Source organism: Azospirillum brasilense, from assembly GCF_022023855.1.
GTDB classification, from domain to species: domain Bacteria; phylum Pseudomonadota; class Alphaproteobacteria; order Azospirillales; family Azospirillaceae; genus Azospirillum; species Azospirillum brasilense_F.
In genome coordinates this window covers 316,424-335,519 of the sequence record NZ_CP059453.1, presented here as the reverse complement: position 1 = coordinate 335,519, position 19,096 = coordinate 316,424, and the positions used below count along the sequence as shown (strand labels likewise).

The 19,096-nt window shown below is 68.2% G+C and carries 25 protein-coding genes; 13 read left to right on the top strand and 12 right to left on the bottom strand.

The window, feature by feature from the left end:
* Positions 1 to 16: 16 nt before the first annotated feature.
* The 8 genes from H1Q64_RS31295 to H1Q64_RS31260 form a co-directional block, all read right to left on the bottom strand.
* Entirely contained in the window at positions 17 to 367 is a 351-nt protein-coding gene (locus tag H1Q64_RS31295) for a hypothetical protein (protein ID WP_014200165.1), read from the bottom strand.
* 61 nt (positions 368 to 428) lie between these two features.
* The gene (locus H1Q64_RS31290; protein WP_237907743.1) at positions 429 to 896 is read right to left on the bottom strand and encodes a RebB family R body protein; all 468 of its coding nucleotides are present in this window, start codon (positions 894 to 896) and stop codon (positions 429 to 431) included.
* Positions 893 to 1,126, bottom strand: coding sequence for a RebB family R body protein (locus H1Q64_RS31285; protein ID WP_014200163.1), 234 nt, complete (start codon positions 1,124 to 1,126; stop codon positions 893 to 895). Before H1Q64_RS31285 ends, H1Q64_RS31290 begins: the two co-directional genes overlap by 4 nt.
* A gap of 125 nt (positions 1,127 to 1,251) precedes the next feature.
* On the bottom strand, positions 1,252 to 1,524 hold the full coding sequence (locus tag H1Q64_RS31280) for a RebB family R body protein (protein WP_014200162.1): 273 nt from the start codon (positions 1,522 to 1,524) through the stop codon (positions 1,252 to 1,254).
* A gap of 96 nt (positions 1,525 to 1,620) precedes the next feature.
* Entirely contained in the window at positions 1,621 to 1,887 is a 267-nt protein-coding gene (locus H1Q64_RS31275) for a RebB family R body protein (RefSeq protein WP_014200161.1), read from the bottom strand.
* Between the two features lie 91 nt (positions 1,888 to 1,978).
* Positions 1,979 to 2,248, bottom strand: a complete 270-nt coding sequence (locus H1Q64_RS31270) for a RebB family R body protein (RefSeq protein ID WP_014200160.1) — start codon at positions 2,246 to 2,248, stop codon at positions 1,979 to 1,981.
* Positions 2,249 to 2,348: 100 nt separating this feature from the next.
* Positions 2,349 to 2,639 (bottom strand): RebB family R body protein, encoded by a 291-nt coding sequence (locus H1Q64_RS31265; RefSeq protein WP_014200159.1) that lies wholly within the window; start codon positions 2,637 to 2,639, stop codon positions 2,349 to 2,351.
* A gap of 407 nt (positions 2,640 to 3,046) precedes the next feature.
* Positions 3,047 to 3,259, bottom strand: coding sequence for a hypothetical protein (locus H1Q64_RS31260; RefSeq protein WP_237907742.1), 213 nt, complete (start codon positions 3,257 to 3,259; stop codon positions 3,047 to 3,049).
* A gap of 1 nt (position 3,260) precedes the next feature.
* Here H1Q64_RS31260 and H1Q64_RS31255 point away from each other — a divergent pair, with 1 nt between their 5' ends.
* Positions 3,261 to 3,776 carry a YitT family protein gene (locus tag H1Q64_RS31255; RefSeq protein ID WP_237907741.1) on the top strand — a complete coding sequence of 172 codons (516 nt, stop codon included), beginning with the start codon at positions 3,261 to 3,263 and terminating at the stop codon, positions 3,774 to 3,776.
* A gap of 125 nt (positions 3,777 to 3,901) precedes the next feature.
* Here the strand turns inward: H1Q64_RS31255 and H1Q64_RS31250 are convergent, their stop codons facing one another.
* Positions 3,902 to 4,210 carry a GIY-YIG nuclease family protein gene (locus tag H1Q64_RS31250; protein ID WP_419468878.1) on the bottom strand — a complete coding sequence of 103 codons (309 nt, stop codon included), beginning with the start codon at positions 4,208 to 4,210 and terminating at the stop codon, positions 3,902 to 3,904.
* A gap of 171 nt (positions 4,211 to 4,381) precedes the next feature.
* On the opposite strand from H1Q64_RS31250, the gene H1Q64_RS31245 reads away from it, so the two are divergent.
* Positions 4,382 to 5,014: a DUF2239 family protein gene (locus tag H1Q64_RS31245; protein ID WP_237907739.1), complete on the top strand. Its 633-nt coding sequence runs from the start codon at positions 4,382 to 4,384 to the stop codon at positions 5,012 to 5,014.
* Between the two features lie 235 nt (positions 5,015 to 5,249).
* Complete coding sequence (locus H1Q64_RS31240; protein ID WP_237907738.1) at positions 5,250 to 6,458, top strand: arabinose transporter; 1,209 nt, start codon at positions 5,250 to 5,252, stop codon at positions 6,456 to 6,458.
* Between the two features lies 1 nt (position 6,459).
* On the opposite strand, the gene H1Q64_RS31235 is transcribed toward H1Q64_RS31240, so the two are convergent.
* The 3 genes from H1Q64_RS31235 to H1Q64_RS31225 form a co-directional block, all read right to left on the bottom strand.
* Positions 6,460 to 7,410 (bottom strand): flagellar motor protein MotB, encoded by a 951-nt coding sequence (locus H1Q64_RS31235; RefSeq protein WP_237907737.1) that lies wholly within the window; start codon positions 7,408 to 7,410, stop codon positions 6,460 to 6,462.
* 9 nt (positions 7,411 to 7,419) lie between these two features.
* Complete coding sequence (gene motA / locus H1Q64_RS31230) at positions 7,420 to 8,307, bottom strand: flagellar motor stator protein MotA (RefSeq protein ID WP_237907736.1); 888 nt, start codon at positions 8,305 to 8,307, stop codon at positions 7,420 to 7,422.
* 70 nt (positions 8,308 to 8,377) lie between these two features.
* Positions 8,378 to 10,762 carry a tetratricopeptide repeat protein gene (locus tag H1Q64_RS31225; RefSeq protein ID WP_237907735.1) on the bottom strand — a complete coding sequence of 795 codons (2,385 nt, stop codon included), beginning with the start codon at positions 10,760 to 10,762 and terminating at the stop codon, positions 8,378 to 8,380.
* Between the two features lie 143 nt (positions 10,763 to 10,905).
* Between H1Q64_RS31225 and flgF the strand changes: the two genes are divergently transcribed.
* The 10 genes from flgF (at position 10,906) to H1Q64_RS31175 (ending at position 18,813) form a co-directional block, all read left to right on the top strand.
* On the top strand, positions 10,906 to 11,634 hold the full coding sequence (gene flgF / locus H1Q64_RS31220; protein ID WP_237907734.1) for a flagellar basal-body rod protein FlgF: 729 nt from the start codon (positions 10,906 to 10,908) through the stop codon (positions 11,632 to 11,634).
* An 18-nt stretch (positions 11,635 to 11,652) separates the two neighbouring features.
* Positions 11,653 to 12,438 carry a flagellar basal-body rod protein FlgG gene (flgG, locus tag H1Q64_RS31215; RefSeq protein ID WP_094305780.1) on the top strand — a complete coding sequence of 262 codons (786 nt, stop codon included), beginning with the start codon at positions 11,653 to 11,655 and terminating at the stop codon, positions 12,436 to 12,438.
* A gap of 5 nt (positions 12,439 to 12,443) precedes the next feature.
* Positions 12,444 to 13,175 carry a flagellar basal body P-ring formation chaperone FlgA gene (gene flgA / locus H1Q64_RS31210; protein WP_237907733.1) on the top strand — a complete coding sequence of 244 codons (732 nt, stop codon included), beginning with the start codon at positions 12,444 to 12,446 and terminating at the stop codon, positions 13,173 to 13,175.
* A gap of 23 nt (positions 13,176 to 13,198) precedes the next feature.
* A complete protein-coding gene (gene flgH / locus H1Q64_RS31205) occupies positions 13,199 to 13,945 on the top strand; it encodes a flagellar basal body L-ring protein FlgH (protein ID WP_237907732.1) in 747 nt (248 codons plus the stop codon).
* Between the two features lie 18 nt (positions 13,946 to 13,963).
* On the top strand, positions 13,964 to 14,458 hold the full coding sequence (locus H1Q64_RS31200; RefSeq protein ID WP_237908172.1) for a hypothetical protein: 495 nt from the start codon (positions 13,964 to 13,966) through the stop codon (positions 14,456 to 14,458).
* A 211-nt stretch (positions 14,459 to 14,669) separates the two neighbouring features.
* Positions 14,670 to 14,846, top strand: coding sequence for a periplasmic nitrate reductase, NapE protein (locus H1Q64_RS31195; RefSeq protein WP_237908171.1), 177 nt, complete (start codon positions 14,670 to 14,672; stop codon positions 14,844 to 14,846).
* 7 nt (positions 14,847 to 14,853) lie between these two features.
* Positions 14,854 to 15,147 carry a chaperone NapD gene (locus tag H1Q64_RS31190; protein ID WP_237908170.1) on the top strand — a complete coding sequence of 98 codons (294 nt, stop codon included), beginning with the start codon at positions 14,854 to 14,856 and terminating at the stop codon, positions 15,145 to 15,147.
* A 44-nt stretch (positions 15,148 to 15,191) separates the two neighbouring features.
* Positions 15,192 to 17,702, top strand: coding sequence for a nitrate reductase catalytic subunit NapA (napA, locus tag H1Q64_RS31185; protein WP_237908169.1), 2,511 nt, complete (start codon positions 15,192 to 15,194; stop codon positions 17,700 to 17,702).
* An 11-nt stretch (positions 17,703 to 17,713) separates the two neighbouring features.
* A complete protein-coding gene (locus H1Q64_RS31180; RefSeq protein WP_035682930.1) occupies positions 17,714 to 18,196 on the top strand; it encodes a nitrate reductase cytochrome c-type subunit in 483 nt (160 codons plus the stop codon).
* Positions 18,193 to 18,813 carry a NapC/NirT family cytochrome c gene (locus tag H1Q64_RS31175; RefSeq protein WP_014200142.1) on the top strand — a complete coding sequence of 207 codons (621 nt, stop codon included), beginning with the start codon at positions 18,193 to 18,195 and terminating at the stop codon, positions 18,811 to 18,813. The genes H1Q64_RS31180 and H1Q64_RS31175 overlap by 4 nt, the downstream gene beginning before the upstream one ends.
* The last annotated feature ends 283 nt before the right edge of the window (positions 18,814 to 19,096 follow it).

Genomic DNA, 19,096 nt, shown 5'->3' with positions numbered 1-19,096 from the left:
GACACCTGCGTAAGGGTCAGCTCGACGGGAAGCTATTCAGGACCGTGGAGGCCGCGGTACCGATGCTGGTGAAGTCGTTGGCGGCGCTCGTCATCATTCCCTGGGCCTGGGTCAGGGCGGTGACGTATTTCGGGTCGCCCGTCGCCAGGAGCTGCGCCATCGCGACACCGATCGCCGTGGTGGCGATGGTCGAGACGTTGCGCAGCGTGTCCGTCGCGTCCTGCACGGCCATGGCCGTGGACTGGGCGACCGCCTGATAGGCTTTCCCCGCGCCGCTGGTGGTGACGACCTGCTGGCTCATGGTCGCCGTCTGCGTCTGGTTTATGACGTCAATGATCTGCGCATTGACCTTCGTGGGCTCCGACATGAAGGCTCCTTGCTCGTTGTGGCCTGGACGGCCGGCCGCTGGGGGATGGGCGCGGGGTCAATCACGACCCGCCGCTGACGGTGCTGTTTCCGGTTCCGCCGGCGACGGTGCTGTTTCCGGTACCACCGGCGACGGTGCTGTTTCCGGTCCCGCCGGCGACGGTGCTGTTTCCAGAGCCGCCCGCGACCGTGGAGGGCAGGGTGGTGAGCGAGGTCGTCAGCAGCGGGGTCAGCGGCTGCAGGGGTGACGCGTTGCCCCCGGAGGTGGGCGAGCCCGAGGGCGGCGGCGGGGGCGTGGTTGGGAAGGGCACGGACAGCATCTTGGCGCAGGCGGCGGTGACCGCGGCGGAGTTGACCATGCCGGCGTTCTGCTGGCGGTGCACGGCGTTGTGCATCGCCATGCCGAGCGTCTCGACCATCACGGCGTCGAGCATGGCGAACGACTGCGCGGGGGACTGTCCCGTCAAAAGCGTGACGATGTCCGACGTCGCGTCGATCACCTGGGTGTTCACGGTGCCTTCGTCGCTCATGATTTTGCGGTTCCCTTGGTGATGATCAGCGTAAGGACCTGGGCGAGCGCGGCCTCGGTGATGACCTGGGCGCGCTGCTGGTTGGCGACGGCGTTCTGCATGGCCAGGCCGAGGCTGTCGGCCATGGCGACGTAGGTCATGTCCATCGCCAGGGATGGGGTCAGGCCAAGCGGTATCGCCGTGTTCGCCGCGACCGATCCGGCAAGACTGGAGGAACCTCCATCCGGCATTCACGCACTCCTGCCTTCAGGCTCCTGCCACTGGCTTCTGCGGACACGGGCTTATGCGCGACCGGGCGCTTCAACCTGCGGCGGAGGCCGCCCCCGGTGCTCCGAGGGCGGCCTTCCGGCTCTCCTTAGGAGAGGCCCAGGATCTGGGTGGTGACGACGCCGGTCGAGGCCGTGTCGACGGAGTACAGGGTCGACAGGCCCTGCGTGGTGGCCGCCTGCATCACCACGTAGGACTGCTGCTGGTTGTTCGTGGCGTTGTGGGCCGCGTTCGACAGCGCCTGGCTGGTGGCGACGAACAGGTTGCCCATCGCGACGGCCGGGGCGTCGCCCAGGACCTTGGTGTTGACCTGGGAGACCGAGTCCGTGATCTGGTTGTTCAGGGCGGTCGGGAAAGCCATCGTGTTTGCTCCTTACATCGGATGTTGCGTTGGTTTGAGGCCAAAGCGCCGGCGGCGGTCCGGCGGACGGCGGCGGGTGCCGCGTCCGCCGTCCGGTCAGCCGAGGAGCTTCGACGTGGCGGCGCCGGTGGTCGCGGTGTCGATGGAGTAGAGCATCGCGACGCCCGTCGTCGTGGCGGCCTGCGCCGTGACGTACATCTGCTGCTGCGCCAGGGTCGCGTTGTGGGCCGCGTTGGCCAGCGCCTGGGCGGTGGCCTGGTACAGGTTGCCCATGGCGATCGCCGGCGAGCTGCCAACGACCTGGACGTTGCTCTGGGCTACGGAATCGGTGATCTGGCTGTTGACTGCCGTCGGGAAAGCCATCTGACGTTATTCCTTGGCGAATGGTTCGGGATGGATGGCCGATGGCCCGTTCCGGATGCCCGCGGGCGCCCGGTCCTGGCCGGTCGGCTCATCAGCTCCCCAGGATCGACTTGGTGGCGACGCCGGTGGAGGCGGTGTCGATCGAGTAGAGCGTCGCGACGCCCATGGTCGTGGCGGCCTGCATGGTCACGTAGGACTGCTGCTGGTTGTTGGTGGCGTTGTGCGCCGCGTTGGCCAGTGCCTGGGCCGTGGCCTGGAACAGGTTGCCCATGGCGATCGCCGGAGCGTCGCCCAGGACTTTGGTGTTGGCCTGGGTGACGGAATCGGTGATCTGGTCGTTCACGGCGGTCGGGAAAGCCATTTGTTCGTCCTCTTCGGTTGCCTGCCGCCCGCCCGCCGCCCGTCATGGAAGGCGGGGTGGCGCAGGTGGTTTGGAACATCGACGGCGGCGAGGGCCCGGCTTACGAGCCGAGGCCCTTGACGCCGGTGCTGAGGATGCTCTTCGTCGCCACGCCGGTGGAGGCGGTGTCGATCGAGTAGAGCGTGGCCACGCCCTGGGTGGTGGCGGCCTGCGCGGTCACGTAGGACTGCTGCTGGGCGTTGGTGGCGTTGTGGGCCGCGTTGGCCAGCGCCTGGGCCGTGGCCTGGAACAGGTTGCCCATGGCGATCGCCGGAGCGTCGCCCAGGACCTTGGTGTTGGCCTGGGTGACGGAATCGGTGATCTGGTCGTTCACGGCGGTCGGAAATGCCATTGTCTTTCCTCACTGGTGGGGCCGGTTTCAAAGGCGGCCGCTGGTGGCGTCGATCATTCGCGCGGCTCCATGCGACCATGGAGTGCGTGAACAGCGGACGATGCGACTGTAGCGAGGTGCATCGTCGCGCGATTGGTCTATCCGGCGAAAGAAACCGGTAGACCGCGTGATTTTTGTGCGCTTGGGTTGCGCTTTGGCGAGCGATGCGGGGAAAGTGTGTGGCGCCGGCCCGACCGATTCTTGCGCGGCGGGCGCAACGATGGACGCAAGGCCGTGCAATTCCGCGTCCCACCGCCCGCGCCCCCGCGCGGAAAACCGGCGCCATCCGGAGGAATCGACGGCGAGGGGAGGGGCGACGGGAACGTGAAGCGGCGACGCCCCGCGGATTGAGGGGAGTCCCAACGAAATCACGTCGCTCTATTCTTGGTCTGGTCTTTGATGATACTGTCGAAAGGGATTGAAGTCTGGAAGGTGCCGAGCGTGCTCAAGAAAAGTGCAGTATCCGTAGCCGCCAACACTGCCGCTGCAACAAATGAAACCAAACGGGCGTCGCACAGCGCATTTGATAATGCGCAAGGGCAGCTGTTCGGCATCATCATGACCGCGTTCGGGATTTCCATATTGCATGCCGCCGGATTGATCACCGGGCAGGCGGCGGGGCTGTCCTTCGTCATCGCCTATGCCACGGGGCTGGATTTCGGCCCGGTGTTCTTCGTGGTGAACCTGCCCTTCTACGCGCTGGCGCTGGCGCGCATCGGCTGGCGCTTCACCGCGAAATCGCTTCTGGCGGTCACCAGCATCTCGGTGCTGACCACTTTGGCGCCCCACGCGATCCGCTACGACGCGCTGCACCCCTATGTGGCGGCGGTTCTGGCGGGCTTCTGCATCGGCATCGGGGTGATCGGCCTGTTCCGCCACGGCTCCAGCGGCGGCGGGGTGGGCATCCTCGCCTTCTACATCCAGGAGAAGACGGGCTTCCGCGCCGGCTGGCTCCAAGCCCTGTTCGACGTGGTGATCTTCTCCATGGCGGTCTTCGTGATCGATGGGAAGGCGGTGCTGGCCTCGATGCTGGGGGCGGCGGTGCTGAACGCCTTCGTCGCCTTCAACCACCGGACGGACTGGTACGTGGCCCGCTGAAGGCCGTGGATCCGATAAGGATCGGATAGGAGAGGTGCGGCCCCGCACCTCCCGGCACCTTCATCACCGTTTTGTCGGGTGCACCTGCCGCTCATGGCGCTTGACCCGGTCAGGGAAAGCCAAGGTCAAAGCATCACCGCATCCAGCGCTTCGCGCCAATGCTGAACGCGTTTCTTCAAAGCCGCTCTCTGGGCATAAACCAGCGTTTCCTCCTCCAGACGCTCGAGGATCTCGAAACTCAGGCTGTCCGCTCCATGCTCGTTCCAGATGGCCTGGAGGTCACGGCTGGGGCTGGAGTTCTGTTTGAGCTGAAACCACAAGCGGTTCTGGATGGTGCTCAGATCGGGGGCGGCACCCACCCAGACCTTGCCGGCTGCCACGCACCGCAGTGCGTAGACACCGGCGGACACCTTCCGCTCCTTGTAGGCGGTCACGGCCGCCTTTCTGTCCTGACCAGTTGTCATTGTTCCGCTCACTCCGGCTGCGCGGTCTGAACCTCAACGTTCTGGATTTGCCATTTACACCCGGGTAATATTGCGTTCAAGATTTTTATCCGGGTATAAATTGATCACGCTTGCCCACACACATGTCATCGGAGAGCCACCGTGAACGATGCCCCGACCGAGGGACCGTCCTGCACCGCCTTCATCGGTGACGGGCTGTTCGCTGCCGGAACACCGAAGGATGTGGCGCTTGCCATCAAGCGGGCCGCCACGTCCGGCAACGATGCCGTCATCCTTGTCTTCGACGACCAGACCGGGCGCCAAATCGACTTCGATCTGAGCGGAAGTGAGGAAGAGGTCGCCGAACGTCTTCGCACCACGAAGGACGACGTGTCGCCGCAAAGGCAGAGCATGGGTGTGCCGACGCGGGGCCGGCCCAAGCTTGGGGTCGTCGCGCGGGAGGTGACCTTGCTCCCGCGCCACTGGGAGTGGCTCGCCGCGCAACCGGAGGGCGCGTCAGCGGTGATCCGCCGGTTGATCGATGCCGCCCGCAACCAAAGAAGCGGTGTCGAGCGCGCGCGTCAGGCCCAAGCTGCAGCGGACCGTTTCATGATGTCCATGCTGGGCGATCAGCAGGGGTGGGAGGAAGCCTCACGGTCACTTTATGCCGGCGATGGGAAACGCTTCCAAGAGTTGACGGAGTTCTGGCCTGTGGACCTGCGAAACCATGCACGCCGATTGGCGGCGCCGGCCTTTATGACAAAGGTTGAAAATCTGCGGGATTCCGGCACCTGACGTTCCGCATCGGAATGGGACTTCCTCTCTGGGAAGAGGGAACGTCAAAGGCGACAGCCCCGACCGACGCGGCCTGTTGCAATTCTCCGTGGGCTTGGTACCCTGTTCCGCATCGCCAGCCACGCTGGCCGTAAGCGTTCAACGTCAACCAACGCACTCAACGATCCTCGCCGATCGGAGTGCGTTCGCGTGTTCGGACGGACGGCCATCGGCGGGGACCAGTGTGGAGCACACCATGGGTCCCCAAATAAGGCCGGCGTCGGCGCGCGATCCGGCGCAGGGCCGCCTGATCATCCTGACCGCCGTCCTGTTCGTCTCCTACCTCTGTGTCGCCCTGTCCCTTCCCGTCGTGCCGCTGTTCGTGGCCGGGGATCTCGGGATGGGCAATGTCTGGGCCGGGCTGGGCGTGGGAAGCGCCTTCCTCGCCACCATCCTCAGCCGCGGCTTCGCCGGAACCTTCTCCGACCGACGCGGCGCCAAGCGCGCGGTCGGGCGGGGGCTGGCCTTCTATGTGGCCGGCGGGCTGGTCTCGATGGCCGCCGGTCCTCTATCGCTCTCGCCATGGGCGGCCTTTTCCGTGCTGGTGGCGGGCCGCCTGCTCATCGGCGTCGGCGAAAGCCTCGTCGGGGTCGGGGTGGTCGCCTGGGGGATCGGCATCGTCGGACCGCAGCGCTCGGGCCGTGTGCTGGCGCTGATCGGGGCGGCGCTCTACGGCGCCTTCGCGGCGGGCGGACCGCTGGGGCTGGCGCTGCTCGACCGCTTCGGCTTTTCCGGCGTCATGGCGGTCAGCGCGCTGTTGCCCGCCGTCGGGCTTCTCGCGATCCGGCGCATGGAAGGGATCCCGGCCCATTCCGACGCTGAACGCCCGCCCTTCCGCAGCGTGCTGGGGCGGATCTGGCGGCAGGGCGCCATCGTCAGCCTTCAGGGCATCGGCTTCGCCGCCATCGGCGCCTTCTTCTCGTTGCACTTCGTCCGCGAGGGCTGGCCCTACGCCGGGCTCGGCCTGACCGCCTTCGGCCTTGGCTTCGTGCTCGTCCGCTTCGCGCTGGGCCATCTGCCCGACCGCTTCGGCGGGCTGCGCGTGGCGATGGGGTCGCTGGCGGTGGAGGCGGTCGGGCAGGCGCTGCTGTGGACCGCGGGCGACCCCGTCACGGCGCTGGCTGGCGCCTTCCTGACGGGGCTCGGCTGCTCGCTGGTCTTTCCCGCCATGGGGCGGGAGGTCGTCCATCTGGTCGAGCCGCAACTCCGCGGCACCGCGCTCGGCGCCTTCGCGGCGTTCCAGGACGTCGCCTACGGCCTGACCGGACCGCTGGCCGGGCTGCTCGCCGACCGGGTGGGCTACGGCGGCGTCTTCCTGCTGGGGAGCGTCGCCGCCGTCCTGGGTTTTCTGACCACCGTCCAACTGCTCCGTGCGCGGCCGGTTGTGAAGACGAGTCCGACCTGAGCTATTCCCCCGCCGCGGCCTTCAGGAGGGTGATGCTGATCCGCCGGTTCTGCGGGGCCAGCGGGTTGGCGGCGTCGAGATGGTCGAGGTCGGCGCGGCCCTCCACCCGGACGATCCGCCGGGCCGGCACGCCGGCGGCGATCAGCTCGCGGCGGGCGGCGTTGGCGCGGTCGCTGGACAGTTCCCAGTTGCCGTACTTCGCCCCGTCCGCATAGCCCAGCGCGTCGGTGTGGCCAGTGATGCTGAGGCGGTTGGGCGACGACGCGACGGCGCCGGCGACCAGCCGCATCAGGCGCCGCCCTTGCTCGTTCATCTGGGCGGAGCCGACGTTGTACATTGACACCTTCGCCTGATCGGTGAGCTGCACGCGCAGGCCGACGGACGTCTGCTCGATGACCACGCTGCCGGCGAGCGCTCCCAGCTCCGGCATCGTCTCCAGCGCCGTGCGCAGGTCGCGCTCGGCCTTCTCCAAACCCTGCTGTTCGCTCAGCGCCGCGGTCTGGCGGTCGAGCAGGGCCTCCAGTTCCGCCCGCGCGTCGCGGTCCGGCTGGCTTTTGCCGCCTGGCAGGTTGGGCATGGGGTCCTTGCGCCCGGCGGGCTCGCGGTCGCTCTCGCCCAGCGAGGCGACGACGGGCGGGGCGGCGACCGGCACGCTGTGCTCCCCCGGCGCGTTGGGGGTGGACAAAGCCCCCGTCTTGTCCACCGCCCGCCCGGCGAGCATGCCGTCGGCGCCCGAATTGGACTGGGACAGCGCCACCGGGTTGAAATAGTCGGCGATGCCCTTGCGCTGCTCCACCGTGGTGATGTTCATCAGCCACATGATCAGGAAGAAGGTCATCATCGCCGTCACGAAGTCGGCGTAGGCCAGCTTCCAGGCGCTGTTGTGCTCCTCCTCCTCCTCGCCGTAGCGGCGCTTGATGATGATCGTCGGCTCGATGCGCTTGCGGGGCATGGCGGGGCCTCAGGCGGGCTGGCTCGCCTCGCGGGCCTTCGCCTGCGAGGAGAGCGTGGTGGCGACCTCGACCTCGGCGAGACTCGGCTGCGTGTCGGCGAACAGCACCTTGCGGGCGAACTCCGCGCAGACCTGCGGGGGGCTGCCGCGCAGATAGGCGCCGAGCCCCGCGCGCACGCAGATGAACAGCGTCAGCTCCGACTCGCGGCGATGGCGGGCGGCGGCGGCGATCGGGCCGACCAGCCCGTATGACAGCAGCACGCCCAGGAAGGTACCGGTCAGCGCCCCGCCGATCATGTGGCCCAGCACCTCCGGCGGCTCGCTGATCGCGCTCATGGCGTTGATGACGCCCAGCACGGCGGCGACGATGCCCAGCGCCGGCAGCGCGTCGGCCAGATTCTGCAACGCCTTCGGCACCTGGTTCAACTCGCGTCCGATGGTCTCGATCTCCTCGTTCATCAGGGCTTCCAGGTCGTGCGGGTTGTCCTGGCCGAGCGCGATCAGGCGCATGTAGTCGCACAGGAAGGTGACGCAGCGCGGCTGGCGGAAGACCGAGGGATACTGGGCGAAGATCGGGCTGTCGTCCGGCTTGTCGATGTCGCTCTCGATGTTCGACACGCCCTTGGACTTCGCCTGCCGCAGCAGAGCGTAGAGCAGCGAGATCAGGTCCAGATACTCGTCCTTGCTGGTGTGCCGACCGCGGGCCACCGCCCCGATGGTGCGCACGGTGGCGCGCAGCACCGCCATCGAGTTGGCGATGACGTAGCCGCCGATGCCGGCGCCGACGATGATGACGATCTCCACAGGCTGCCACAGCACGCCCATCCGCCCGCCCATGGCGGCGAAGCCGCCGAGCACGCTCAGGAAGACCGCGACGATTCCGAACAGCAAACGCATGATGTGAGTCCTCCGGCTCGGCCGAAAAAGGGGATCGGGCTCAGGGAGCCGTCGTGTGGGGCGGGAGCGTTCAGGGCGACTTCCACCGGCGCACCATGCCGGCCAGCGCGTCGGCGGCGGCCAACTGGCCGCTGACGGTGGCGCTGGACAGCGGCTTGCCCGGCGGGTCGGGCGGGACGGCCAGGGCGTCGAGCAGGCCGGCCCAGCGGGTTCCGGCCAGCGCTTTGCCGTGGCGCTCCGCGGCGGCGACGACCGCCGCGTTGTCACCCGCCCGGAAGGCGGCCAGCGCGTGGAAGGCGATGTCGTCCGGCAGGGGCGCATCCTGCCCGCCCAGCAGCTCGGCGTAGGCGGCGCGGGCCGCCGGCCACTCGCCGGCGCGGAACAGGCTGTCCGCCCGGATGCGCGCCGCTTCAGGGCCGGTCAGGCCGCGCAGCGCGTCGAAGGCGCGCATCGCCTCGCCCTCGGTGGCGAAGGCCTCGGCGCGCAACAGGGCGCGGCGCTCAGCCGCTTGAGCGTCCGGCGCAGGGCCGGCGGTGTGGTCCAGCACGGCCAACGCCTCCGTCCCGCGCCCGGCGTCCAGCAGCACGCGGGCCAGTTCCAGCCCGACCGCCGCGCGCTCGGCGCCGCGCGTGGCCTCGGCGACGGTGTGGAGCAGACGCGCGGCCTCCAGCGTGAAGCCGCCGCGGGCCAGCAGCCGGGCGAGACGGCGCTGCTGCGTTCCGGCATCGTCGTCGGTCAGCGCCACCGTGCGGCCGTAGCGCACCTGGAGGGACAACGCGTCGAGCGCGCTGCCCGGAGTCGTCTCCAGATGGCCGATCACCGCGTCGAGAAGCCCCCGCCCGGTGGTCAGCGCCGCGCGCCCGCGCGCCGTCGCGCCGAAGCGGCGACCCAGCAGGCCGAAGATGTCGAGCGCCGCGTCGATCCGCCCGGCGCGGGTGTAGGCGGCGCCCAGCGCGGCCAGCGCGTCCGTCTCCACATCGCCGCCGCGCCAGGCGTAGCGCAGGCTTTCCAGCTCCGCGATGGCGCCGGGATCGTCCAAAGCGCCGCTGGCCAGCCGCAGCTCGATGGAGCGCACCTGGGCGCGGTGGCCGTAGAGGTTGGGCAGGGCGGCGGCGCGCTTGTAGTGGGTCAGCGCCTCGGCCGTCTCGTTGTGCAACTCCGCCAGACGACCGCGGAAGAAATCGAGCCGCCCGTCGGTGGAGCCGATGCCGTCCAGCGTGATCATCTCCAGCACGATCAGGTTCAGCGACGGACCGTCTGCCGCCTCGCCCGCCGATTCGGCGAGCAGGGTGAGCAGGCGGCCGCGCAGGTCGGCGGGGTAGGACAGCAGCCGCTTCAGCGCGATGGGCAGGCTGGATTTCGCCGCGGTCCAGCGGCTGGGGGCCAGGGTGGCGCTGCGCCAGACATGGTGGTCGGCGGCGGCGGGGGTGGGCTGGGCGCGGACGAACTGGCTGTCGTCGGGATCGGCGGTGCCGTCCAGCGCGCGGAAGGCGTCGCGCAGCAGGCGCAGCTCGTAGCGCTGGTCCGGCCCCGGCGTCAGGCTCTCCGCGGCGTCCAGCGCGGCGCGGCCCTCCTCCGGCAGGGCGCGGGCCAGCGTGAAGCGGGCCATGGCGAGCAGCGCGTCCACCCGCGCGCGGCCCTGGCTTTCGGCAATGCGCTGCTCCAGATGCTGCTTGCGCGCCGGGTAGTCGTCGCCGGCCCAGGCGTCCAGGTCGAAGGCGCGGATCGGCGGGTCGGTCTGGATGGCGGGGGCGGGGGCCTGAGGCACGGCCGGCGGCGGCACGGCGGCCGCCGTCCGGGCGGGTTCCGGCTTCGGCGGCGGCGGGGCCTTGGCGACCTGTTGCGGTTGAACCGGTGGCGGCGCCTGTGCCACGGGCGGGGCTTGTACGACTGGCTGCGCCTGGGCGCTGGCGACCGGGCTCAGCCGCTCGGCGAGGCTGATGGGCGCTGTTGGGGCAGGCGCCGGTTCGGGAACCGGTGGCGGCGCGATCATCGGAAAGACCGACGCGCCGGGCGCCTCGGCCAGCAGGACACCTTCGGACGCCGGGACCGGGGCGCCGGGCTTGCGCGCCGGGCGCGGCGGGTCGGCCACGTCGATGAAGGTGATCCGCCGCTCGCGGCGCACGGTGACGCGGGCGCCGCAGGGCCAGTCCATGGTCAGGCTGCGCCCCTCCTCCCCGGTCTGGAAGCCGGTCAGCCGCCGCGAATAGGTGCCGTTCAGCGCTTCCAGCGGCCAGGGGACCGCCTGCGAGAAGGCAACGCGCCCGCCGCAGCTTCCCACATCGACCGCCGGGGCGCCTTGCGCGTTGACCAGCGCCAGACGCGAGAAGTCGGCGTGGTCGCCCGTCTGCACGGTGATCGCTGCCGGTGCCTCCGCCGCGGCGGGAGGCGCCGTCAGGGCGGTGGTGACCGACAGCAGGGCCAGGGAGATGGACAGGGTCCGGCAGGGATGCATCGCGACTGCCCCAAATTTTATCTAAATCGGAATCAAATCCCCCAAGACACCGGTCAGTTCCCGTCGTGGCGCCTCAGGTTGAAACCCGGCTTTAAACTGCATCACCTAGGTTAAGGCGGCGTTCAAACCGAAGGTGTCCGGCGATGGAGAATCCCCTTTACATTGGATTGTCGCGGCAAGTGGCGTTGCGCCGGCAGCTCGATGTCGTGGCGAACAACATCGCCAACATGAACACTGCGGGATTCCGCGGCGAGCGCATGCTGTTCGAAGCGGCGATGGAGCGCGGCGGCATGAAGCCGTCCGACAAGATCGCCTTCACCATCGACCGCGCCACCTACACCGACTTCACCGCCGGCAGCCTGAAGCCGACCGACAACCCCTATGACGTGGCGCTGGACGGCGATGGCTGGCTCCAGGTGCAGACGCCGGACGGCCCGCGCTACACCCGCGACGGGCGGATGCGGCGCGACGTGGACGGGCAGCTCGTGAACGCCGGCGGCTTCCCCTATCTGGACGACAACCAGCAGCCCATCGTCATCCCGGCCGACCGCAGCCGGATGGAGATCGGCAGCGACGGGCTGGTCTCCGCCGACAACGAGATGATCGCCCGGCTGCGCGTTGTCCGCTTCGAGAGTCCGCAGGCGCTGGCCCAGACCGGCGACGTGCTGTTCGACGCCGTGGACGCCCAGCCGCTGCCGGCCCCCGACACCCGGATTATCCAGGGCAAGGTCGAGCAGTCCAACGTCCAGTCCATCGCCGAGATGTCGCGGATGATGGAGCTGACGCGCGACTACCAGTCGGTCACCCGCATGATGGACGACGGGCAGGACCTGCTGCGCTCCGCCATCAACCGCCTCGGCAAATCCGCTTAAAATCAGGAGATTGCGTCCATGCGCGTGCTCAGCATCGCTTCGACCGGCATGATGGCCCAGCAGTTGAACGTCGAGGTCATCTCCAACAACATCGCCAACATCAACACCACCGCCTTCAAGCGCGGGCGCGCCGAGTTCCAGGACCTGATGTACCAGTCGGAGCGGCGCCAGGGCAGCCAGTCCACCGACGCCGGCACCATCATCCCGACCGGCATCGAGGTCGGCCTCGGCGTGCGTCCGGGGGCGGTCAACCGCATCAACACGACCGGCAACCTGACCTCCACCGGGAACGAGCTGGACCTTGCCATCGAGGGGCGCGGCTACTTCAACATCCGCATGCCGGCGGGCGAGACCGCCTACACCCGCGCCGGCGGCTTCAAGCTGTCGCCGGAGGGCACCATCGTAACCAGCGACGGCCACCCGGTGCTGCCCGAGGTCACCGTGCCGCAGGGCACGCGGGAGATCGCCGTGAACGCGTCGGGCGAGGTGCAGGCCTTCGTCGACGGGCAGACCCGCCCGCGCGTGCTGGGCCAGCTGGTGATGACCGTGTTCGTCAACGAATCCGGGCTGGAGGCGATGGGCGACAACCTCTACCGCGCCACCCCCGCCTCGGGCGAGCCGCAGGACGGCACCGGCGGGCAGGCGGGCTTCGGCACCATCCGGCAGAAGTACCTGGAATCCTCCAACGTCAACGTCGTCCAGGAGATCACCGAACTCATCTCCGCCCAGCGCGCCTACGAGATGAACGCGAAGGTGGTCGAGGCCGGCGACCAGATGGCCTCCACCCTCTCCAACATGCGGTGACCGCCATGCGGCGTTCCGTTCGTCATCTGGCCGGACTCGCGGTCGTCCTGCATCTGCTCGGCGCGCCCGCCCAGGCGGCCACCCTGTCCGACGGCGAGGGGGCCGTGGAGGCACTGCTGGCGCAGGAGCTGGCGGCCTCGCTCGGCCCGACGGTGCCGCCGGACGCGCGGGTGTCGCTGGTGCTGACCGCGCCCTTCTCCGGCCCGGTGGAGGCGGTGCGCGACCTGTCCTACGACCCGCGCGGCGGGCTGGTACGCGCGTTGGTGAGCAGCAACGGGCGCGTCGTCGAGGTGAAGGCCAAGGCCGACATCATGGTGGAGGTGCCGGTGCCGACGCGCCGCATCCTGCCCGGCGAGGTGATCGCCGACAGCGACCTGACCACCATCCCGATGCCGCTGGAGCGGCTGAACGGTGCCGTCATTACTTCCCGCGACAGCTTGGCCGGGCTGGCCAGCCGCCGCCAGCTCTCCGCCGGGCGGCTGATCCAGACCTCGGCGGTCGGCGCCCCGCTGGTGGTCCAGCGCAACAAGCCGGTCAGCCTCGTCTACGAGGACGGGCCGTTGCAACTGATGGCGCGCGGCCGCGCCCTGCAGGACGGCGGGGTGGGGGAGTTGGTGCGGGTGATGAACGTCGCCAGCAACATCGTCGTCACCGGCACCATCACCGGCCCGCAGACCGTCACCGTCAGCGGGCCGCCCGACGCCATGCCCGCCATCGCGGCTCCCGCAAAATTCTGAGTCCAGTCAAGGACACCAACACCATGCGCACCCTGCCGTCCCGCCGCGTCCTGCTTCCCTTCCTCGCCCTGACGGTGGCGCTCGCCGGCTGCGGGCGGCTGGCCGACGTGGGGCAGGCGCCGCGCCTGTCGGAAATCTCCAACCCCGCCATGGCGCCGGAGGCGCGCGTCATCTCCATGCCGATGCCGCGCCCCAACACCAACGAGCAGGTGCCGAGTTCGCTGTGGCGCACCGGGTCCCGCGACTTCTTCCGCGACCCACGGGCCAAGCAGGTGGGCGACCTGCTGACCGTCATCATCAACATCGCCGATCAGGCGCAGTTGCAGAACCAGACGCAGCGCCAGCGCTCCAACGCCGAATCGGCGGCCGTGCCGAACTTCTTCGGGCTGGAGTCGCGGCTGCCCGCGGTGCTGCCCGACGCGGTGAACCCCTCCAGCCTCGTCGACATGGACAGCTCCTCCTCCTCCTCCGGCACCGGGACCATCCAGCGCAACGAGCGCATCGCCATGCGCGCCGCGGCGGTGGTGACCGAGGTGCTGCCCAACGGCAACTTCGTGATCGCCGGGCGGCAGGAGGTGCGGGTGAACTACGAGCTGCGCGAGATGCGCATCGCCGGGGTCATCCGGCCCGAGGACATCACCAACGTGAACACCATCGACTACGACAAGATCGCCGAGGCGCGGATCACCTACGGCGGGCGCGGCCAGATCACCGACGTCCAGCAGCCGCGCTACGGCCAGCAGGTCTTCGACATCATCATGCCCTTCTGAGCGGTGGGAGACGCGACCATGGCGGACCGCCCCGGACCCAGCCGATACTCGGTCTTCGTGCTCTGCGCCGCCCTGGCGGCCGCGGTCGGCTACGGCATCGGACGCCTGCAACTGACGCTCGGCGCCGAGGAGAAGACCGTGGAGCAGACGGCCGGCGCCGGGCCGGACCTGCCCAGCGACGGTCCCGGCCCCTTCTATGTGGAGGTCGGGCAATTGATGGTGCCGGTGCTGGTGGAGGGCCGCACCAACGCCTTCATCCTGACGCAGATCACCCTGCAGACGGGCAGCGTCGAGCAATCCAACCTGCTGCGCCGCCATCTTCCCCACGCGCGCAACGCCCTGCTGCAGGCCCTGTTCGGCATGGCGGGGGCGGGCGCCTTCGACGGCCCGTCGGTCGATCCCGCCGCCGTCGCCAAATCCCTGAAGCAGGCCGCCGCCGAACAGCTCGGCCCCGATCTGGTGCGCGGCGTGCTGATCGACCGCCTGATGCGCCAGGAAAACACCCGGCTGTAACACGCCCGATCCCGGTTCGCTTCCTCAACCCCTCCCCCGCACCCGGCGGGGGAGGGGTTTTGCGTTGGCGTGCGGCAAAACGTCCAGAACGACAAAAGTACCGGTACTTAGGGATTGAGTTGGTACCGACACTTGACCTCGGTCAAGCCACTCATGATGCGAAAGGATGAAGCTCCGCGGCGATACCGTTCGATCAATCCATGGGATCGCCATGAACGCGCCGCCCGCCCGCACCGTCGATACCGCCGCCCCGACCCGCCGCTTCGAGGGGCTGGTCTTCTTCGCTCTTTCCATCCTGATCTGGCCGTTCCTGGCGATCGGGCTGGTCGGGGCCTACGGCTTCTCCGTCTGGATGTACCAGATCCTGTCTCACTCCGGCGGGATGTGAGGCGGCCATGCCCGAACTGCACATTTCCAGCCTCGTCATCCAGCACGCGCCCGACCGCACCGCCGCCCTGAAGGAGGTGGTCTGCGCGCTCGACGGCGCCGACTGGCACGCGTCGGAGAACGGCAAGGCCATCGTCACGCTGGAAACCGCGACGGAAGCCGAGGTCCTGGACCGCATCGCCGACATCAACGCCATGGCGGGCGTCCATACCACCACGCTGGTCTACCACCACTACGAGGATGCCGAGCGCTGCGCGGAGCCGATGCCCGCCGACACCGCTCTCGTTCCCCACGCCCATTGACGTCCGTCCAAGAAAAGACGACCCGCCCCAGGAGGCACCCCCCTATGTCCCTGACCCGCCGTGATTATCTGAAGGTCCAAGCCGCCGTGACAGCGGCGGCGGCGGCCGGTGTGAGCCTGCCGTCCGTCATCCAGCCCGCCGAGGCCGGCGCCCTGACGGCCGGCGCCGACGCCAAGCTCACCTGGTCGAAGGCCCCCTGCCGCTTCTGCGGCACCGGCTGCGGCGTCATGGTCGGTGTGAAGGAGGGGCGCATCGTCGCCACCCACGGCGACGTGAAGGCCGAGGTCAACCGTGGCCTGAACTGCGTGAAGGGCTATTTCCTGTCCAAGATCATGTACGGCGAGGACCGGCTGACCCAGCCGCTGCTGCGCATGAGGGACGGCCAGTTCCACAAGGAAGGCGAATTCACCCCGATCACCTGGGACCAGGCCTTCGACATCATGGCCACCAAGTGGAAGGAGACCCTGAAGAAGAAGGGTCCGACCGCGGTGGGCATGTTCGGCTCCGGCCAGTGGACCATCATGGAAGGCTACGCCGCCTCCAAGTTCATGAAGGCGGGCCTGCGCTCCAACAACCTGGACCCCAACGCCCGCCACTGCATGGCGTCGGCGGTGGTCGGCTTCATGCGCACCTTCGGCATGGACGAGCCGATGGGCTGCTACGACGACATGGAGCAGGCCGACGCCTTCGTGCTGTGGGGCTCCAACATGGCGGAGATGCACCCCATCCTGTGGACCCGCGTCACCGACCGCCGGCTGACCCATGAGGGCTGCAAGGTCGCCGTCCTGTCGACCTACGAGCACCGCAGCTTCGACCTCGCCGACATCGGTCTGGTGTTCACGCCGCAGTCCGATCTGGCGATCCTCAACTACATCGCCAACCACATCATCAAGACGGGCCGGGTGAACCAGGAGTTCATCGCCAAGCACGTCAACTTCAAGCGCGGCCGCGACGACATCGGCTACGGCCTGCGGCCCGAGCATCCGCTGGAGCAGAAGGCGAAGAACGCCGCCAAGGCCACCGAGTCCGACCCGATCTCCTTCGAGGAGTTCGCGAAGTTCGTCGAGCCCTACACGCTGGAGAAGGCGCACGAGCTGTCGGGCGTGCCGAAGAACCGGCTGGAGGCGCTGGCCGAGCTGTACGCCGATCCGAAGGTGAAGGTCATGTCCTTCTGGACCATGGGCTTCAACCAGCACACCCGTGGCGTCTGGGCCAACAACCTCGTCTACAACATCCATCTGCTGACCGGGAAGATCAGCCAGCCGGGCTGCGGCCCCTTCTCGCTGACCGGCCAGCCGTCGGCCTGCGGGACGGCGCGCGAGGTCGGCACCTTCGCCCACCGCCTGCCTGCCGACATGGTGGTCACCAACCCGGAACACCGCAAGCACGCCGAGGAGATCTGGAAGCTGCCGGAAGGCACGATCCCGGACAAGGTCGGATACCACGCCGTCCAGCAGGACCGCATGCTGAAGGACGGCAAGCTCAACGCCTACTGGGTCCAGTGCAACAACAACATGCAGACGGCGCCGAATACGGCGAACGAGACCTATCTGGGCTACCGGAACCCGGAAAACTTCATCGTCGTGTCGGACGCCTATCCGACGGTGACGGCGCTCGCCGCCGACCTGATCCTGCCGACCGCCATGTGGGTGGAGAAGGAAGGCGGCTACGGCAACGCGGAACGCCGCACCCAGGTCTGGCACCAGCTCGTCGGCGCGCCCGGCGAGGCGCGCTCCGACCTCTGGCAGATCATCGAATTCTCCAAGCGCTTCAAGATTGAGGAGGTGTGGCCGGAGGAGCTGATCGCCAAGAAGCCGGAGGTCCGCGGCAAGACGCTCTACGACGTGCTGTACTGCAACGGTCAGGTCAACGCCTTTCCGCTGTCGGACTGCGACCCGGCCTATGAAAACCGGGAATCGCAAGCGTTCGGCTTCTATGTCCATAAGGGCCTGTTCGAGGAATACGCCGCCTTCGGGCGCGGCCATGGCCACGACCTTGCCCCCTACGACATGTACCACCAGGAGCGCGGCCTGCGCTGGCCGGTCGTGAACGGCAAGGAAACGAAGTGGCGCTACCGCGAGGGCTTCGACCCCTACGTCCCGGCGGGCGAGGGCGTGCGCTTCTACGGCAACAAGGACGGCAAGGCGAACATCTTCGCGCTGCCCTATGAGCCGGCGGCGGAATCGCCGGACAAGGACTACCCGTTCTGGCTCTGCACCGGCCGCGTGGTCGAGCATTGGCACTCCGGCTCCATGACGCTGCGCGTTCCGGAGCTGCGCAAGGCCTTCCCCAACGCCGTCGTCTTCATCCATCCCGACGACGCCAAGGACCTGAACCTGCGGCGCGGGCAGGAGGTGCGCATCGCCTCCCGCCGCGGCGAGGTGCGGGTACGGGTCGAGACGCGGGGCCGCAACAAGCCGCCGCGGGGCCTCGTCTTCGTGCCCTTCTTCGACCACACGGTGCTCATCAACAAGGTGACGCTGGACGCCACCGACCCGCTGAGCAAGCAGACCGACTTCAAGAAATGCGCGGTCAAGATCATTCCTGTCGCGTGAGGAGCCCGTCCATGAAGACCCGCATCACCTTTGCCGCCCTCGCGCTGGCCGCGGCCATGCCGCTCCTGGTGTCCGGCGTGTTCGCCGCGGACGGGGCCGCCCCCGCGAAGGTTCCCTCCGGCCCGCACCCGATCACCCAGGAGATCCCCGCCGACCCGATGGCGAAGGAGATCACCGACGATCACAAGCGGGCGCGGAACTACGCCGACCAGCCGCCGCTGATCCCGCACGCGATCCGCGACTACCAGATCGACCTGAACATCAACAAGTGCATGACCTGCCATGACCGCAAGAACACCGAGGGCTCGCAGGCCCCGATGATCTCGGTCACCCACTTCCAGGACCGCGACGGCCAGACGCTGGGCGCGGTCAGCCCGCGGCGCTACTTCTGCACGCAGTGCCACGTGCCGCAGACCGACGCCCAGCCGATCACCGGCAACCGCTTCCGCGACATCGACAGCATCCTGGCCGGCGGAAAGGAAGGCGCCAAATGAAGGGCCTTCTGAGCTTCGCCGGGCGCTTCTGGCGTGTCTTCTCGCGGCCCAGCGTGCATTTCAGCCTGGGCTTCCTGACCCTGGGCGGCTTCCTGGCCGGCGTGATGTTCTGGGGCGGATTCAACACCGCCCTGGAGGTCACCAACAAGGAGGCCTTCTGCATCTCCTGCCACGAGATGAAGAACAACCCCTACGAGGAGTTGAAGCAGACCATCCACTTCACCAACCGCTCCGGCGTGCGCGCCACCTGCCCGGACTGCCACGTCCCGCACGACTGGACGCACAAGATCGGTCGTAAGATGCAGGCGTCGAAGGAGGTCTGGGGCAAGATCTTCGGCACCATCGACACCCGCGAGAAGTTCCTGGACAAGCGGCTGGAACTGGCCACCCACGAATGGGACCGGCTGAAATCCAACAACTCCCTGGAATGCCGCAACTGCCACAGCGCGGAATCCATGGACATCACCCGCCAGAACCCGCGGGCCGCCAAGATGCACGAGACCTACCTGTTCACCGGCGAGCGGACCTGCATCGACTGCCACAAGGGCATCGCCCACCGGCTTCCCGACATGAAGGGCGTGGAGCCCGGCTGGACCGGAACCGTATCGGCGAAGTGAACCATTAAGGGTTGATCTTTGGCTCCGGCCTCTCCGTCTCGCGGCGGAGGGGCCGGAGGCGTTTTGAAAATTATCTATTTTGATAACATATTCGAAGTGCCTGCTCGACTTCAGGGGCAATTTCCGCGTTACGATGTATTCTGTAAGTTGTTTTTCTACGTCACCGGTTGCTCATAAGAAGAAGTACCATGATCGGCGTGGGAGGTCCTTTCTCATGGCATTGTGGCGCTATCTCTAAGGTCCTGTTTTTACGGGAATTTGCATGCGGCATGTTGCCGCATAA

Bases quoted from the DNA above. Each gene is read 5' to 3' on its own strand.
- napA (WP_237908169.1), top strand. From the start codon at position 15,192: ATGTCCCTGACCCGCCGTGATTATCTGAAGGTCCAAGCCGCCGTGACA.
- flgH (WP_237907732.1), top strand. From the start codon at position 13,199: ATGCGCACCCTGCCGTCCCGCCGCGTCCTGCTTCCCTTCCTCGCCCTG.
- H1Q64_RS31195 (WP_237908171.1), top strand. From the start codon at position 14,670: ATGAACGCGCCGCCCGCCCGCACCGTCGATACCGCCGCCCCGACCCGC.
- H1Q64_RS31265 (WP_014200159.1), bottom strand. From the start codon at position 2,639: ATGGCATTTCCGACCGCCGTGAACGACCAGATCACCGATTCCGTCACC.
- H1Q64_RS31295 (WP_014200165.1), bottom strand. From the start codon at position 367: ATGTCGGAGCCCACGAAGGTCAATGCGCAGATCATTGACGTCATAAAC.
- motA (WP_237907736.1), bottom strand. From the start codon at position 8,307: ATGCGTTTGCTGTTCGGAATCGTCGCGGTCTTCCTGAGCGTGCTCGGC.
- H1Q64_RS31260 (WP_237907742.1), bottom strand. From the start codon at position 3,259: ATGGAAATCCCGAACGCGGTCATGATGATGCCGAACAGCTGCCCTTGC.
- H1Q64_RS31235 (WP_237907737.1), bottom strand. From the start codon at position 7,410: ATGCCCCGCAAGCGCATCGAGCCGACGATCATCATCAAGCGCCGCTAC.
- H1Q64_RS31275 (WP_014200161.1), bottom strand. From the start codon at position 1,887: ATGGCTTTCCCGACGGCAGTCAACAGCCAGATCACCGATTCCGTAGCC.
- H1Q64_RS31270 (WP_014200160.1), bottom strand. From the start codon at position 2,248: ATGGCTTTCCCGACCGCCGTGAACGACCAGATCACCGATTCCGTCACC.
- flgA (WP_237907733.1), top strand. From the start codon at position 12,444: ATGCGGCGTTCCGTTCGTCATCTGGCCGGACTCGCGGTCGTCCTGCAT.
- H1Q64_RS31200 (WP_237908172.1), top strand. From the start codon at position 13,964: ATGGCGGACCGCCCCGGACCCAGCCGATACTCGGTCTTCGTGCTCTGC.
- flgG (WP_094305780.1), top strand. From the start codon at position 11,653: ATGCGCGTGCTCAGCATCGCTTCGACCGGCATGATGGCCCAGCAGTTG.
- H1Q64_RS31175 (WP_014200142.1), top strand. From the start codon at position 18,193: ATGAAGGGCCTTCTGAGCTTCGCCGGGCGCTTCTGGCGTGTCTTCTCG.
- flgF (WP_237907734.1), top strand. From the start codon at position 10,906: ATGGAGAATCCCCTTTACATTGGATTGTCGCGGCAAGTGGCGTTGCGC.
- H1Q64_RS31240 (WP_237907738.1), top strand. From the start codon at position 5,250: ATGGGTCCCCAAATAAGGCCGGCGTCGGCGCGCGATCCGGCGCAGGGC.
- H1Q64_RS31285 (WP_014200163.1), bottom strand. From the start codon at position 1,126: ATGCCGGATGGAGGTTCCTCCAGTCTTGCCGGATCGGTCGCGGCGAAC.
- H1Q64_RS31190 (WP_237908170.1), top strand. From the start codon at position 14,854: ATGCCCGAACTGCACATTTCCAGCCTCGTCATCCAGCACGCGCCCGAC.
- H1Q64_RS31290 (WP_237907743.1), bottom strand. From the start codon at position 896: ATGAGCGACGAAGGCACCGTGAACACCCAGGTGATCGACGCGACGTCG.
- H1Q64_RS31280 (WP_014200162.1), bottom strand. From the start codon at position 1,524: ATGGCTTTCCCGACCGCCCTGAACAACCAGATCACGGACTCGGTCTCC.
- H1Q64_RS31225 (WP_237907735.1), bottom strand. From the start codon at position 10,762: ATGCATCCCTGCCGGACCCTGTCCATCTCCCTGGCCCTGCTGTCGGTC.
- H1Q64_RS31180 (WP_035682930.1), top strand. From the start codon at position 17,714: ATGAAGACCCGCATCACCTTTGCCGCCCTCGCGCTGGCCGCGGCCATG.